Origin of the sequence: Pandoraea sp. PE-S2T-3 (assembly GCF_002179965.1) — a bacterium.
Taxonomy (GTDB): domain Bacteria; phylum Pseudomonadota; class Gammaproteobacteria; order Burkholderiales; family Burkholderiaceae; genus Pandoraea.
Genome location: NZ_NGUQ01000018.1, coordinates 342,312 through 357,069, shown reverse-complemented (window position 1 = coordinate 357,069; position 14,758 = coordinate 342,312). Strand labels below are relative to the sequence as shown.

13 protein-coding genes are annotated in these 14,758 nt (G+C 63.8%); 7 read left to right on the top strand and 6 right to left on the bottom strand.

Annotation, left to right across the window (positions count from 1 at the left end; genetic code table 11):
• Positions 1–83: 83 nt before the first annotated feature.
• Positions 84–917, bottom strand: a complete 834-nt coding sequence (locus CDV46_RS16995) for an aldo/keto reductase (protein ID WP_087689598.1) — start codon at positions 915–917, stop codon at positions 84–86.
• A 612-nt stretch (positions 918–1,529) separates the two neighbouring features.
• Between CDV46_RS16995 and CDV46_RS16990 the strand changes: the two genes are divergently transcribed.
• Positions 1,530–2,111, top strand: coding sequence for a cytochrome b (locus CDV46_RS16990; RefSeq protein ID WP_087723786.1), 582 nt, complete (start codon positions 1,530–1,532; stop codon positions 2,109–2,111).
• A 43-nt stretch (positions 2,112–2,154) separates the two neighbouring features.
• Here CDV46_RS16990 and CDV46_RS16985 read toward each other — a convergent pair whose 3' ends face one another.
• Entirely contained in the window at positions 2,155–4,248 is a 2,094-nt protein-coding gene (locus tag CDV46_RS16985) for a TonB-dependent receptor family protein (protein ID WP_087723784.1), read from the bottom strand.
• Positions 4,249–4,321: 73 nt separating this feature from the next.
• Between CDV46_RS16985 and CDV46_RS27435 the strand changes: the two genes are divergently transcribed.
• Positions 4,322–4,450: a hypothetical protein gene (locus CDV46_RS27435; protein WP_254916097.1), complete on the top strand. Its 129-nt coding sequence runs from the start codon at positions 4,322–4,324 to the stop codon at positions 4,448–4,450.
• A gap of 93 nt (positions 4,451–4,543) precedes the next feature.
• Here the strand turns inward: CDV46_RS27435 and CDV46_RS16980 are convergent, their stop codons facing one another.
• Both CDV46_RS16980 and CDV46_RS16975 read right to left on the bottom strand, forming a co-directional pair.
• Positions 4,544–5,041 carry a DUF2946 family protein gene (locus tag CDV46_RS16980; protein ID WP_087723782.1) on the bottom strand — a complete coding sequence of 166 codons (498 nt, stop codon included), beginning with the start codon at positions 5,039–5,041 and terminating at the stop codon, positions 4,544–4,546.
• Positions 5,042–5,316: 275 nt separating this feature from the next.
• Entirely contained in the window at positions 5,317–6,030 is a 714-nt protein-coding gene (locus tag CDV46_RS16975; protein WP_087723780.1) for an OmpW/AlkL family protein, read from the bottom strand.
• Between the two features lie 274 nt (positions 6,031–6,304).
• Here CDV46_RS16975 and CDV46_RS16970 point away from each other — a divergent pair, with 274 nt between their 5' ends.
• Both CDV46_RS16970 and CDV46_RS16965 read left to right on the top strand, forming a co-directional pair.
• On the top strand, positions 6,305–8,836 hold the full coding sequence (locus CDV46_RS16970; protein WP_441339341.1) for a penicillin-binding protein 1A: 2,532 nt from the start codon (positions 6,305–6,307) through the stop codon (positions 8,834–8,836).
• Positions 8,837–9,059: 223 nt separating this feature from the next.
• Positions 9,060–9,983 (top strand): LysR family transcriptional regulator, encoded by a 924-nt coding sequence (locus tag CDV46_RS16965; RefSeq protein WP_058377310.1) that lies wholly within the window; start codon positions 9,060–9,062, stop codon positions 9,981–9,983.
• A gap of 13 nt (positions 9,984–9,996) precedes the next feature.
• Here the strand turns inward: CDV46_RS16965 and CDV46_RS16960 are convergent, their stop codons facing one another.
• Positions 9,997–10,980 (bottom strand): quinone oxidoreductase family protein, encoded by a 984-nt coding sequence (locus CDV46_RS16960; protein ID WP_087723778.1) that lies wholly within the window; start codon positions 10,978–10,980, stop codon positions 9,997–9,999.
• Positions 10,981–11,081: 101 nt separating this feature from the next.
• On the opposite strand from CDV46_RS16960, the gene CDV46_RS16955 reads away from it, so the two are divergent.
• The 3 genes from CDV46_RS16955 to CDV46_RS16945 all read left to right on the top strand — a co-directional run bounded on the left by CDV46_RS16955 (position 11,082) and on the right by CDV46_RS16945 (position 13,838).
• Positions 11,082–11,930, top strand: coding sequence for an AraC family transcriptional regulator (locus tag CDV46_RS16955; protein WP_087723776.1), 849 nt, complete (start codon positions 11,082–11,084; stop codon positions 11,928–11,930).
• Positions 11,927–12,433: a GNAT family N-acetyltransferase gene (locus tag CDV46_RS16950; protein ID WP_087723774.1), complete on the top strand. Its 507-nt coding sequence runs from the start codon at positions 11,927–11,929 to the stop codon at positions 12,431–12,433. Before CDV46_RS16955 ends, CDV46_RS16950 begins: the two co-directional genes overlap by 4 nt.
• A gap of 199 nt (positions 12,434–12,632) precedes the next feature.
• Complete coding sequence (locus CDV46_RS16945; RefSeq protein ID WP_058377313.1) at positions 12,633–13,838, top strand: NAD-dependent formate dehydrogenase; 1,206 nt, start codon at positions 12,633–12,635, stop codon at positions 13,836–13,838.
• A 166-nt stretch (positions 13,839–14,004) separates the two neighbouring features.
• Here CDV46_RS16945 and CDV46_RS16940 read toward each other — a convergent pair whose 3' ends face one another.
• The gene (locus CDV46_RS16940; protein WP_087723772.1) at positions 14,005–14,724 is read right to left on the bottom strand and encodes a glutathione binding-like protein; all 720 of its coding nucleotides are present in this window, start codon (positions 14,722–14,724) and stop codon (positions 14,005–14,007) included.
• Positions 14,725–14,758: the final 34 nt, after the last annotated feature.

Genomic DNA, 14,758 nt, shown 5'->3' with positions numbered 1-14,758 from the left:
ACTGCGTCGGATACGCGTGTCCGACGGCCGTCAAAAATAGCGCCCGGCGCACACCTGCGTGGCCGGACGCCGAGGTCGATCCTTCAGATCATCTCCAGTGCCCGCTTGCGCGATGGCGCTTCGAAATGATGGTTGAGCGCCGAGAGTTCTTCGGGACTCAGTACGAGATCGTGGGCAGCGCGATTCGCGCCGACGTGGGCTTCGGAACTCGCCTTGGGAATGGCGATGACCCCCGGTCGATGCAACACCCACGCCAACGCGACCTGAAGCGGTGCCACGTTGTGCGCGCGCGCAATGTCACCGAGTATGCCGCTGGTCGGCAGGCGTCCCTGTTCGATGGGGGAGTACGCCATCACCGGCAACTCGCGCTCGGCAAGCCACGGAATCAGGTCGTATTCCGGCACGCGCCGCGACAGGTTGTACAGCACCTGATTCGTCACGCACTCGTCGCCGCCCGGCGTATCGAACAACTCCTCCATGTCGTCGGTGTCGAAATTGCTGACGCCCCAATGCCGAATCTTGCCGGCGTCGCGCAACGCTTCGAAACCTTCGATCGTTTCTTCGAGGGGCACGGTACCGCGCCAGTGCAGCAGGTAGAGATCGAGGCGATCCGTGCCCAGCCGTTCGAGACTGCGCTCACAGGCCGCGATTACGCCGCGTCGCGAACCATTGTGCGGATAGACCTTGCTCACGAGAAAGACCTGATCGCGCAGGCCGTCGAGTGCCTCGCCGACCAGACGCTCGGTGGCACCTTCGCCATACATCTCGGCGGTGTCGACCAGCGTCATGCCAAGCGAGACGCCGTGACGCAGTGCCGCAATCTCTTCGCGGCGGCGCTCCGGTTTCTCTCCCATCATCCAGGTGCCCTGTCCCAGCACGGGCACTGCCTCTCCGTTCTGAAAAGTGACCGTTCGCATGTCGTGTCCTCCATGGTTTTGATGGCCATTATCGACCCGGATGTCGAGGCATGACCAGCGCAATGAGGGGTTCTCGCAACACTTTGCGGCGCCGTCCGAGTGTTTTGCTCGGATAACTCCGAAACACGATACGGAAAACACCGCTATTCCCTTCGGTCGCGATTTCTCTCGGATAGTTCACAGACTTTTGGCTGCGTCGTCGGGATACGCTTGCCTCACCGATGTGCACGGCAAATGTTGCTACGCAGCGAGACGGCTCGGGAGTGGCTTTGGCTGTGTGCGTCGGACCTGAGGTGGGGGCCGGTGAAGGGGCCTGTGATCGGGCAGACGGCAAAAAAGAAAGCCCCGCAAGCGGGGCTTAAGGCCGGCCGAGTGGAAGCCGGCCAAGGAGGGTTATTCGGTGCGATGGCACGGCGGGTGCCTTGCGTGCTCGCCAGCAGGGGTAATGCGGTTGCCGACTCGCGAGGCGTATTTTCAGCATGGATGACCCAATGGTGAGGAGGAGGATTCTTAATCTTTAGGAGAAACTTGAAGTAACAATTGAGACCTTTTCGCGTCACAGGTGCGAAGTGATAATGTTTTTGCCGTCGTCAGAAAAGGAGTCCCCCGAATATGGACAAGGCGATCAAGTCCGATCTGTCCCGCCAATCCGTCGCAGCGCTCGCGCCGTTTGACCGCTATACGCCGCCCGCCATCTTTTTTCACTGGGCGATTGCCTTGCTGATCGTGGTGGCGTACGCCGCCGTGATTGCCAAGGGCTATCTGCCGCGCGGCAGTGCGCCCCGGGCGCTGTCGATGGTGATTCACGAATGGGCGGGGATGACGGCGCTGGTGCTGGCCGTGCCGCGCTTGCTGTGGCGTCTGGTGAAGGGCGCGCCGCCCGCGCTACCCGATCAGGGTTGGCTGGTGCGCACGGGGTCGGCCGTTGTGCATCTTGCGCTCTACCTGTTCATCTTCGCGCAGCCGATTCTGGGATACCTGACGCTCAACGCAGGCGGACATGTGCTGACGATTCCGGGGCTGGATATCGCACTGCCGCAATTCATCGACAAAGACGTGGCGACGCGCCGCTCGATCAAGGAGATTCACGAGACGATCGGCACGGCGTTCTACTGGGTGATCGGCCTGCATGCGCTGGCCGCGTTGTGGCATCACTACTTCCGCCGGGACAACACCCTGCGGCGCATGCTCTGACTCAGCGCGCGCCGCAGGTGCCAGGCGTCAGAACATCAGCGCATCAGAAGGTGAAGCGAACGCCGGCGAAGACGCTGCGCCCATCCCCCGGGTAGAACACGGCAGTGTTGGCCGTGCGCGCGTCGGTCACGGTACTGAAGTCGGACACGTAGCGCTTGTCGGTCAGATTGCGGGCATCGACGTAGAACGTGACGCCGCGTTGCACGAGGTACGACGCCTGCAAGCCGATCAGCGTGTAGCCCGGCACCCGCATCGTATTCGCGTAATCGACCCACGCACCGGTCGGCACCCAGTCGAGTGACGCAGCAATCTGGAATCGATTGGTCAGCGCGTAGCCCAACGTCGTGCGCAACACGTTGGTCGGCACCCCGGCGATGTGATTGTTGCCGTACTGCGGATCGTTGCGGAAGCGGAAGTCGCTGTAGTTCCAGATCTGCGACAGCGTGATGCGATCGCCGGTTGCGACGACGTCCTTGAACAGATCGAACGATGCGCCGACTTCCAGCCCTTGCAGCACCGTCTTGTTCGCGTTGAACGTCGAGGCGGGAATGTCGGGTGACGTCGTGTATTGCAGCAGTTGATCGCGCACCAGCGAGCGGTAGGCCGTGACGTCCCACGCGACGCCGCCGAGCTTGCCGCGCGTACCGGCTTCAACTGTCCACGCATGCTGCGCCGCCAGCGGCACGAAGTGTGAGGTCGCGCCGAAGGTCTGCGACAGGTCCGTGAAGTCGGGCACGTCGGCGCTGCGCGTGATGTCGATGAACGCCTGCACATCCTTGCGCGGTTCCCACAGCAGACCGATCTTCGGATTCACGCCCGAGTACGCGGCGCTCGTCGAACGGTAGTTGGGATCGCCGGGCAGGCCGCCGTAGTCGACATATTGACGCACATCGCGATACGCCTTGGCGCCGATCATCAGGCCGACCGTCGGCAGGAAGAACAGGCGGTTTTCGAAGTACGCCTCGTAGTTGTACGCGCTTTGCCGTGAGTTGAGCGTTTGTGCGCCGCGATTGCCGTTCACGTTGACGTACTGATCGGCCTGCGTGTTGCCGCCGAAGAAGCGGGCGCCGACGATCAGGTCGTTGCGCATGCCGGCAAGCGTGAGGTTGGCGGTATAGCGCGGTGCGATGCCGTACGTCCAGCCGTCCTGATCCAGCGCCTGAAAGATCGGGTGGTACAGGCTCTTGTGAATCACCCACGAGGCGATGTCCAACTGGCCGACGTCGAGACGGATGGTCGTCAGGTTGCCGATCCGCTCGGTGCGCGTGTTGCGGGCCTGATCGCCCGAGACGGCCGATGCCGCTGCCTTGGTCGGGTTGTTCAGTGCGTCGAACAACGAGAGCGTGCCGGGCAGCTTCTGATCGACGATATAGGCGCCGAAGAAGAAGCGCGTTTCAACGCGCGGCGAGAACTTGTAGCCAATGTTGGCGTTGAACTGGGCATACGTGCCCTTGTCATGATCGCGATACCCGTCGGCACGGTTGACGGTAATGGTCGCGAGCGCATCGAGCGGCCCGAAGATGCGCGACATCTGGCCGCTGGCGCGCACATTGCCGAAGCTGCCGCCATCGATGCGGAACTGGTTCGGTGCCTCGGCGGTGTAGGCGGTGGGCGTGACGAAGTTCAGTGCGCCGCCCAGTGTGGTGGCACCGTAGGCGAGGCCGTTGCCGCCCTTGTAGATTTCAGTCGAGCGCAGGCCCAGCGGGTCGATCTGGTAGTAGTCGCCGCTGCCGTCGGCGAGATTCGTGGGGATGCCGTCTTGCAGGATGTCGAGACCGCGCACGTGGTAGCCGCGCGCGATGCCCGAGCCGCGAATCGACAGGCGCAGTTCCTGCCCGTAACGGCTTTGCACGTAGACGCCGGGGGTGTCTTTGAGCACGTCGCGCAGGTTGAATGCGTAGGTGTTCTGGTACGCGTCGGCGTCGACGAAGGCGACTGAGCCCGCCGTCTGGAACAGGTTGGCCTTCTGCTCTTCAACGCTGGGGGACGTCAACGATTCAGCGGGCGCATTGACCGTGGTGGTCGGCAGCGTGGCGACCGGCGCGCCGGATGTCTGGGCGAGTGCGTTGCCGCCGAGCGAAGCGAGGGCGAGCGCGATGGCCGTTTGCAACGGCTTCTGTGTGATGGGACGTAGCATGAGTGTCTCTCTGGCGACGGGTAAGCCGTCGCTCAATGATCAAGATTGCCGCGTGCAATGGCGCAGGTAATGCATGTCGCGCACGAATGCCGGCGGCTCGCGCAAGCAGCGCAGCGCGAGCGACGACGATCCTGCGCACCTTCACGTAACGAGCGAAAAGGGCGCGACGGATCGAGCGTCGTTGCCGGGGCATGACGTGTGACGACAGCAGTACGTCGACAGCAATACGGCGGAAGCAGTCCGTCGAAAATCACCACCAGCCGGCAGCTCGCCAGTTAGCAGGAATACGACGTGATCAGAGGGTCAGAGAGGGTGGCGCACGCGCCAGAGCTGCGGAGAAACGGGCGCGCGGATAGAACGGCACCAGCACGCGGGGGGCGTCGGTGGTGCCTGTCGGCGCGGCAGTGGGGAGGGTGATGAAATCGGTGGTGACGAGCGTCTGGTGCGACCAGAGCGAGCAGTAGCCGCACTTTTCCCAGTGTTCGGCAGACGCCAGCGAGTGATCCGGGCCGTCATGCGCACTGTGAAGTTGGGTCGCGTCGCCCGTCGCGGGCGGTGCCTGGGCGTCGTCGTGGCCGGAATGGCCATCGTGCACCGCAGCGCGCTGTGCGTCGGCGCGCGGGGTGCTGTTTGTCCCAAGCGCAGCCTGCGTGCCCTGTACCGTGCAGTAGACCGCGAAAGGGTCTTTCTGCATGGCCGCACGCCATTGCGCAATCGCCGGCATGAGCGCTGCCAGCAGGATCGCCAGTAAGGCGATCCCGATTGCGACGCGATGCTGGCGGAGCTTACGCATGTCTGGGCCGAAGTTACGTAGTTACGTAAAGTGTACGTTCAGGGAACCAGGCATTGTAGGGGCTGTCGTCGCGGCACGTAAATGTTTTGCGTTCTCATGTAGGGAGGACGCGACAATTTGACGCATCGCATTCCTCGGGCCGACAGCGCGGGAAGTTGCAGGGTAATACCGGCCAAAAAAGAGGTGCCGCCTGCCCCCCGGCAGAAGCGGCACCTTACACCGGAATCGGTCCTGCTATCCGTGCATCGTTCGTCCCTTGTTCGTCCGGCAGCGCGTCAGAACTTCACGCCGACACCCACGCCGACGATGAGCGGATCGATGTGCAGCGTGCCGAGATCGGTGCCGGCCAGCGACGTATCGGTCTTCATCCAGATCTTCTTGATGTCGATGTTGAAGAACATGTTCTTCGTCATCTGAATGTCCACACCCGCTTGCAGGGCCGGACCGACGCTATGGTTCTTGATCGAGATCGGCGTGCCGCCCGCGTTCAGGCTGCTGTTCCAGAAGCGCGTGTAGTTGATGCCGGCGCCGACATACGGGCGCACCTTGCCCGCGTGGTTGAAGTGGTATTGCAACAGCAGCGTCGGCGGCAGCACGTTCACGCCGCCCAGATGGCCGAGGTTCGACGTGAGTTGGTGGCGCGACATGCCGAGAATCAGTTCGACCCCGACGTTGTCGAGAATCATGTACGTGAAGTCGAGCTCCGGCACGATGGCGTTGTTCACCGTGACGCCCAGCGTGGGCAGCACGCTGCCGCTCGCATGCGAATCCGGCAGGATGCCGATGGCGCGAACACGCGCGAGGATGTCGCCGGCGTAGATGCCTTGCGAGCTGTCCTTGATGAAACCGAACGTCTTCGGCTGTACGGCACTCGTGGTGTTGTTGGTGCTGGTGGTGTCGGTAGCCTGTGCTGTAGCGCTTGCGCTGAAGAACGCGGCACCGGCAACCACTGCGGCGGCGATGGCCGTGGTGCCGAGGGAGTGCTTCATGATGATTTCCAAAGTCGTGAGTGAGCACGACCGATGGTAGAAGCGCCTCTCTGCGGGGAACTTGATGCGCATCAAGCGCGCGAAAACCCTTCATGGCAGTGCGACAAACTGTCGCGCATTCGTGTGCGCTCAGTCGCGCGGGCGCAACATCGCCGTCACCGAGAGCACCGCGCGTGTCTCCCTTTGCCTCGTGAGCGAGCACGCCGCTCGAACCCGCCAACGCCGGCCGTCCTCCCCGTTTTGGTAGGATGCGGACTTTGCCACGCGTCCCCCCATCGTGAAGCGCCTGATTTCGTCGCTGCTGCATGCCATCGCCCAAGCGGGCCGGCATGGTCTTCGTCTGCTGCAACCGCTGCTGCAACGCCTGCAACCGTTCGCTGCCCGCGCTTGGCACCACCTGCGCCACCCCACGCGCCGTGGCGTGCTGATCGCCATTGCGGCAGTCCCGGCGCTGTTCATCGCCTACACGCTGATCCTGATTCCGTTCACGCCTGGTATCCGCGACATTCGCCGCGCCAAGGTCGACCAGCCCGCGCAGGTGTTGTCTGCCGACGGCAAGCTGCTCGCCGAGTTCCGGCCGTCCAATCGGGAATGGGTCGCGCTCAAGGATGTATCGCCCAACGTGATCAAGGCGCTGGTCTCGACCGAAGACCATCGCTTCTACGAACACCACGGTATCGATCTGAAGCGTACGGCGTCGGCGGCGTTGCATACGTTCTCGGGCGACCGGCAGGGCGGCTCCACCATCACGCAGCAGCTCGCCCGTAATCTGTATCCGGATGCGATCGGCCGCGCGCCCACGCTGACACGCAAGCTCAAGGAAGCCATCACCGCGCTCAAGATCGAGGCGCTGTACACCAAGCCGGAGATTCTCGAGACGTATCTGAATACCGTGCCGTTCCTGTACAACGCGTACGGCATCGAGATGGCGGCGCGCACGTATTTCGACAAGTCGGCCGACCAACTGGATGTGGTCGAAGCGGCCACGCTCGTCGGCATGCTCAAGGGCAACAGCTATTACAACCCGGTGATCAATCCCGAGCGCGCGCTGCAACGTCGCAACACCGTGCTCGCGCAAATGGTGAAGTACGGCGATCTCGATGCGTCGAAACTGGCGGCATTGCAGAAGCGCCCGCTGCGCATCAACTTCGAGCGTCAGACGGAAGAGCCGGGCCCGGCACCGCACTTCGCGCAGCAGTTGCGCAAGTGGCTGATCGGCTGGGCAGATCGCAACGACTACAACATCTATTCCGACGGGCTGGTGGTGCACACCACCATCGACTCGCGGCTTCAGACGATGGCCACGCAGGCGCTGACGCGTCAGGCCAACCAGTTGCAGGGCATCGCGGATGCGAACTGGTCGGCACGCGGCGGCTGGCGTGACAGTACGGCGCTGGTGCAGTCGTTCGTGCGCGAGACCGCCGAATATCGCAACGCGGTGGCCGGAGGTGAAGCGCCCGAAGCCGCCATGAAGCGCCTGCTCGCCGACAAGACCTTCATGCAGAACCTGCGCGCGACCAAGACGCGCGTGCAGGCAGGCTTCCTCGCCATCGACCCGCGCTCGGGCTCGATTCGCGCATGGGTGGGCAGCCGCGACTTCACGATCGATCCTTTCGACCACGTGCAGCAAGCACGTCGTCAACCGGGCTCGACCTTCAAGCCTTTTGTGTACGGTGCGGCGTTCATCAAGGGCGCGAAGCCGGAAGACACCATCGTGGATCAGACGGTGGAAATTCCGCTGGCCGGTGGCGAAATCTGGCGGCCGAGCGACGATACGGCACCGACGAACAAGCCGATGGCATTGCGCGATGCACTCGCGCAATCGCGCAACACCGTGACGGCGCAATTGATGCAGGAAGTCGGGCCGTCGCGCGTGGTCGGGCTGGCCCGTGCAATGGGCGTGCGTGAAAGCAAGCTCGATCCGGTGCCGTCGCTGGCGCTGGGCACGAGCCCGGTGTCGCTCAAGGAGATGGTGGTCTCCTACGGCACGATTGCCGACGGCGGCGAGTATCGCGAACCGACCATGGTCACCGAGATCACCAACAGCGAGGGCGACGTGCTGGCCACGTTCTCCCCGGCGCGTCCCGAACGCGCGCTCTCCGAAGCTGACGACTACACGCTGCTCGACACCATGCGCGGCGTGATCAATCGCGGCACCGGCAACGCCATCCGCACGCGCTTCGGCATTCGCGCGGATGTCGCGGGCAAGACCGGCACGACGCAAGACAACGCCGACGGCTGGTTCATCCTCATGCAGCCGCAATTGGTGGCCGGGGCGTGGGTGGGCTTCAATGACAGCCGCATCACGTTGCGCAGCGACTACTGGGGGCAGGGCGCGCACAGTGCGCTGCCGATCGTGGGCGATGTGGTCTCGCGTGCGCTGCGCGCGAAGCTCATCGATCCGAACGCCCGCTTCGAAGCGCCGGACAATCATCACTGGTACAGCGACTGGTGGACGCGTGCGAGTGACTGGGTGACGGCGTTGTTCGCGAAGAAAACTGCGCCGGAGCCTAAGCCGAAAGCACCGGTGAAGCGTCAGACTGCGCCTGCCCCGGCGCCGTCCCCATCGGCACCCGGCGCGGCCAGCACGGCGCTCGACAGCGGCCCGCTGCCGGTGCCCGTGGCCTCGGCGGTGCTGGCACAGCCGGACGCCGCGTCGGCCGCCATCGCACCGCGCAGCACGACGATCCCCGGTGTACCGGGCGAGTGGGACGGCCCGGGCGCGACCTCGGGCGTTGCGCCGCCGATGTCGGTTCCGGTCATCCCGCAAACGCCGTCCGGCTCTGCACCCGCCTCGGCGCAGTAAGAGGTTCAGTACAGGGCTCAGTAGTGCGCTCAGCAGTGCGCTCAATACGGGGCCCAGTAATGGACTCGACCAGGCCACCGGGCTTGCCGCCCGGCCGGCCGAAATTGCCATAACAGTTATGCCAGATTCTCATGACTGCCGCGTCATGGCATGCGCTATATTCATGACGATATAGCGGGGATGAAGCGAACCTCCCCGGCCACATCGGGGGAGGACGTCAGCCATGTTTATCCGGCAGTTGAGTTATCTCGTCGCGCTTTCGCAGGCGCAGCATTTCCGTCGCGCGGCCGAGTTGTGCAACGTGTCGCAGCCCACGTTGTCGGGCGCGATCCGCAGCATCGAAGAGGAGTTCGGCCTGCCCATCGTGCGGCGTGGCCGCCGCTTCGAAGGTTTCACACCCGAGGGCGAGCGTGTGCTGGCTTGGGCGCGTCAGGTGCTGGCCGACTGTGAAGGGTTGCGGCAAGAGGCCAGTGCGAGCCGTCGCGAGGTGGCCGGTTGCCTGCGTATCGGTGCCATTCCCACGGCGTTGCCGCTTGTGCCGCTGCTCACCGATGCGTGCTTGCGGGAATTTCCCGGCATGCGCCATGAGGTCTACACGCTGTCGGCGACGCAGGCGCTGCGCCAGCTCGCCGAGCTCGATCTCGATGTCGGACTCAGTTATCTCGACGATCCGCGACTGCGCGAGTTCGAAACCATCCCGTTGTTTCGCGAGCGCTACGTGCTGATCGCGCGCGATGAGACGGCGCTGGCAGGCCGTACGACCCTCTCATGGCATGAAGCCGCGAAGCTGCCGCTTTGTCTGCTCACCAGCAATATGCAGTGCCGTCAGGGCATCGATGCGGCGCTGGCGCGCGCCGGGACATCGGCGTCGCCGCGTGTCGAAACAGATTCGCTGATGGCGCTCTATGCCCATGTACGTTGCGCCGGGTTGTACAGCATCGTGCCGCACAGTGTGTTGTGTCTGGCGGAGATGCGCGACGAGTTGCACGCGGTGCCATTGCAGCCTGCGCTGCATCGCGAGATCGGTTTGATTCTGCGTGAGCGTCAGCCGCGTCCGCCGCTGCTGGATGCGGCCATTACCGCGTTCCGCTCGGTGGATCTGCAATCGCGGCTCGATGCGTTGTTGCCTGCGCCGGCGCTTGTGTAGGAATACCGCAACGTCAGCCTGCCGACGCGTCGAGTGTGAAGACCGTGCGCACGGGGCTATCGACCTGCGCCCAATGCTGACCCAGTTCGGCCAACGGAATCGCCGCCGTGGGAATGCGCAATCCGGCGGGCAATGCCGCATGCAGCACTTCTTTCACGGCGTGCAGCAGCCGTGGCAACGGCACGCTGCCGATACCACTGCCCATCAACGTGATCGCGCTCGCGCGCAGCACGGCACCCGGCAACACCACGTCGCTGCCACCGACCGACCCGATCTGAACGAAGCGGACCGGCTGCCCTTCCGGCGAGTGTTTAGCGGCGGCGATCAACAACGCCCGCGCGCTGGCACCCCACAAGTAATCGAGCACGACATCCACGCCTTGCGCGAAGTGCGGTGCAAACGCATGACTCAAGCCATCGTCGTCTTTCGCATCGTCGTCCTGTACCAGTGAAACCGCGACATCGGCACCGGCTTGTTTGAGCGCAGCCAACGCGACCGGATTGCGTCCCGTCGCGATGATCTTTCCCGCACCGAGATACTTGGCGATGCGCACCGCCAACTGCCCCGACGCGCCTGTCGCGCCGTTGATCAGCACCGTCTCGCCCGCGACGAACTTCGCCCGCTCGGTGAGCGCGGCCCACGACGACATGCCGGGAATGGCGATGGCCGCTGCGGTGACGTCGTCCAGATCGTCCGGCAGCGCAATGCACTGCGACGCGCGGGCGAGGATGCGTTCCGCCATGGCACCGTATGGCGCAGGTGGCCCGAAGAAGTACACCCGCTGGCCGTTTTCGAGACGCCCCGTGCCATCGACGCCAGCCACGAACGGATAGCCGCCCGACGACGAGTAATGCGCCCCGGCGGCGCGCGAGCGCGTGACCCGGCTCAATGCGGCGGCGCTGACGTCGATCAGATGATGGTGGGGCAACGGCTGCGGTGCGCCGAAATCCGCGTAGACGGGCGGGTGGCCGATTTCTTTGACGACAGCGGCTTTCATGGCAGTTCCTTCACAGTGACGATAGGGATAACGGCCTCAGTCTAGGCGTGCGGATGCGACCCGACTCCGGTATAAATGTCATTCGATACGGAGTTTCGGCCATGCCTGCGTCTATACCCGCCCCTAAGCCCGCCCCTAAGCCCGCCCCCATCCCCATCGTTCGCCCGGGTCTGCTGACTTCACCCGCCGCGCCATTTCTGGCGGCCGGGGAATTGACGCAGCCGGAAGCGCGCGAGAAGTCGCCGCATCGTCACGCGCACGGGCAACTGATGGGCGCGCTGACCGGTCTGGTCTCGGTGGGGCTCGATAAACACCAGTGGGTCGTCCCTGCGATCCATGCGATCTGGATTCCGCCACACTACGTGCACTCGGTGCGCTCTTACGGTCCGTTCTCGGGATGGAGTGTTTTCATTCAGGAGGCGCGCTGTAGTGAATTACCGCCAGCGCCGCGTGCCATCCGCACGTCTGCGCTGCTGCGTGAAGCGGTACGGCGTGCGGCGACATGGTCCGGCACGCCAGCGAGCGATGGGCTCGACGCTGCGCAGACCCGTATCGCCGAAGTGATCGTCGACGAGGTGAAAGCGGCACCACCGGCTTCGCTCGGACTGCCGTTGCCGGAAGACCCGCGACTTGTGCGTATCACCGATGCGCTGGCGGCCGACTTGTCGGATGCCCGGCGGCTGGAGGAATGGGCGGCGTGGGCGGGCGTAGCGCCGCGCACGCTGAGCCGGCATTTCATGACGCAGACGGGCATGACGTTCGCGCAGTGGCGCCAGCAGGCGCGTTTGCTGCGCGCGCTCGAACAACTCGCGGCAGGCGTGTCCGTCACGACCATCGCCCTCGATCTCGGCTACGAGAATGTCAGCGCATTCATCGACATGTTCCGCCGCGCGATGGGAACGACGCCGGGGCGATATGCGAGCGACGAGCGTCTACAATCCAGCCCATGACACTTCATATTCGCAATGAAACGCCCGCCGACGTGACGGCTATCGAAGCGCTGACCACCGCGGCGTTTCTCAACGCACCGCATACCGATCACACCGAGCAGTTCATCGTCAATGCGCTGCGTCGCGCGCAGCAACTGTCGGTCTCGCTGGTCGCGCAGGACGACGGCGTCATCGTGGGGCACGTGGCCGTGTCGCCGGTGACGATCTCCGACGGCAGCGCGCGCTGGTACGGTCTGGGGCCGATTTCAGTGGCACCTGACCGGCAAGGTCAAGGCGTCGGCAGCCAGCTAATGCACGCGGCACTCGACGCATTGCGGCAACGCGGCGCGGCCGGTTGCGTCGTGCTTGGCGACCCGCTGTACTACGGGCGCTTCGGCTTTGCTGCCAACCCCGGCGTGATCTTGCCGGGCGTACCGCCCGAGTATTTCCAGACGGTGTCGTTCGACGGTTCGACGCCATCGGGCACCGTGCACTATCACGACGCGTTCAACGCCACATCGTGACCCCGTGACGGCCGCAAGATAGCCGCGCTCGCCAGTTCCCGCGATTTCCCCTGAGTTTGATAGGCCGGACCGATCAACCGATCGGTCGGAACGATTTTCCATCGATGCGTCCTGCACCGATCATTGGCCTCAATGCAGCGACGGCACCCTACGTTGGTTACGTCGCCTAAGCAGACAACAACCTCAGGAGCGAGACATCATGGCCAAGATTGTGTGTGTACTGTACGACGATCCCGTCACCGGATATCCCAAGACCTACGCCCGCGACGATCTGCCGAAGATCGAGTGCTACCCGGACGGTCAGACCCTGCCGACGCCCAAGGGTATCGACTTCCAGCCGGGCGCTTTGCTCGGCAGCGTGTCGGGTGAACTGGGCCTGCGCAAGTATCTCGAATCGAACGGTCACCAACTGGTGGTGACGTCGAGCAAAGACGGCGACAACAGCGTGCTCGACCGTGAACTGGCCGATGCGGAAATCGTGATTTCGCAGCCGTTCTGGCCCGCCTACATGACCGCCGAGCGCATCAAGCGCGCCAAGAAACTCAAGATGATCGTGACGGCCGGCATCGGCTCGGACCACACCGATCTGCAAGCCGCGATGGAACACGGCATCACGGTCGCGGAAGTGACCTACTGCAACAGCAACAGCGTTGCCGAGCACGTGCTGATGACCACGCTAGCACTCGTGCGCAACTATCTCCCGTCGTATCAGTGGGTGCTCAAGGGCGGCTGGAACATCGCCGATTGCGTCGAGCGTTCATACGATCTGGAAGGCATGCACGTCGGGACGGTGGCCGCTGGCCGTATCGGTCTGCGCGTGCTGCGCCTGATGAAGCCGTTCGGCACGCATCTGCACTATCTCGATCGTCACCGTTTGCCGGAATCGGTCGAGAAAGAACTGAACCTCACGCACCACACGAGTCTGGAAAGTCTCGCGAAGGCGTGCGACGTCGTGACGCTGAACTGCCCGCTGCACCCGGAAACGGAACACATGATCAACGCCGACAGCCTGAAGCACTTCAAGCGCGGTGCTTACCTGATCAACACCGCACGCGGCAAGCTGTGCGACCGCGATGCGGTGGCAGCCGCGCTGGAAAGCGGTCAACTCGCCGGCTACGGTGGCGACGTGTGGTTCCCGCAACCGGCCCCGGCCGATCACCCGTGGCGCCATATGCCGCACCACGGCATGACGCCGCACATCTCGGGCACGAGCCTGTCGGCACAAACGCGCTACGCCGCGGGGACGCGTGAAATTCTGGAGTGCTATTTCGAGAACCGTCCGATTCGCAACGAGTACCTGATCGTGCAGGGCGGCAAGCTTGCCGGTGTCGGTGCGCACTCGTACAGCGCAGGCAACGCCACAGGCGGCTCGGAAGAAGCGGCTCGCTTCAAGAAGTCGGCGTAATCCTTCATCGCTTCCTGTAGTTCCTGCTGTTCCGCAGTTCCGCTGTTCCGCAGTACCCGCCGGGTCGTCGGTCGACGTCCGGCGGTGGCAGTATCTCCTCGAGCTCAGTCTCGTTCCAAGGCCGGCCATCTTCGCGATGCACCGGCCTTTTTTTTCCTGCGCTGGTTCAGGCGGGGCGCTTCGGAATATCGAGTCCGCGCACCACGGCCGGACGCGCAACGAAGGCGTCGAGCACGCGCTTCACGTTCTTGAACTGCGCAAATTCAACCAGATCGCCAGCCTCGTAGAAGCCGACCAGATTGCGAATCCACGGGAACGTGGCGATATCGGCAATCGTGTACTCGTCGCCGAGAATCCACGTGCGATTGGCCAGATGCGCGTCGAGCACGGCGAGCAAACGCTTGGCTTCGTTCACATAACGGTCGCGCGGGCGCTTGTCTTCGAAGTCCTTGCCCGCGAACTTATGGAAGAAACCCACCTGCCCGAACATCGGGCCGATGCCGCCCATCTGGAACATCAGCCATTGCAGCGTTTCGTAACGCGCGGCCGGGTCGGCGGGCAGCAGCTTGCCGGTCTTCTCGGCCAGATACCAGAGGATCGCACCCGACTCGAACAGCGGCAGCGGCTTGCCGTCGGGGCCGTTCGGATCGAGGATCGCGGGAATCTTGTTGTTCGGGTTCAGCGAGAGAAACTCGGGCGTGAGCTGATCGTCGGTCTGGAAGCTGACCAGATGCACCTCGTAGGGCAAGCCGATCTCTTCGAGCATGATCGAGACCTTCACGCCATTGGGCGTGGGCAGCGAATACAGTTGCAGACGCTCGGGGTGTGCGGCGGGCCACTTGCGGGTGATCGGAAACTGGGACAAATCGGCGGACTGGTCGGTCATGGGATCGAGGCGTTCGAAGGCGGCTGAATGGGCG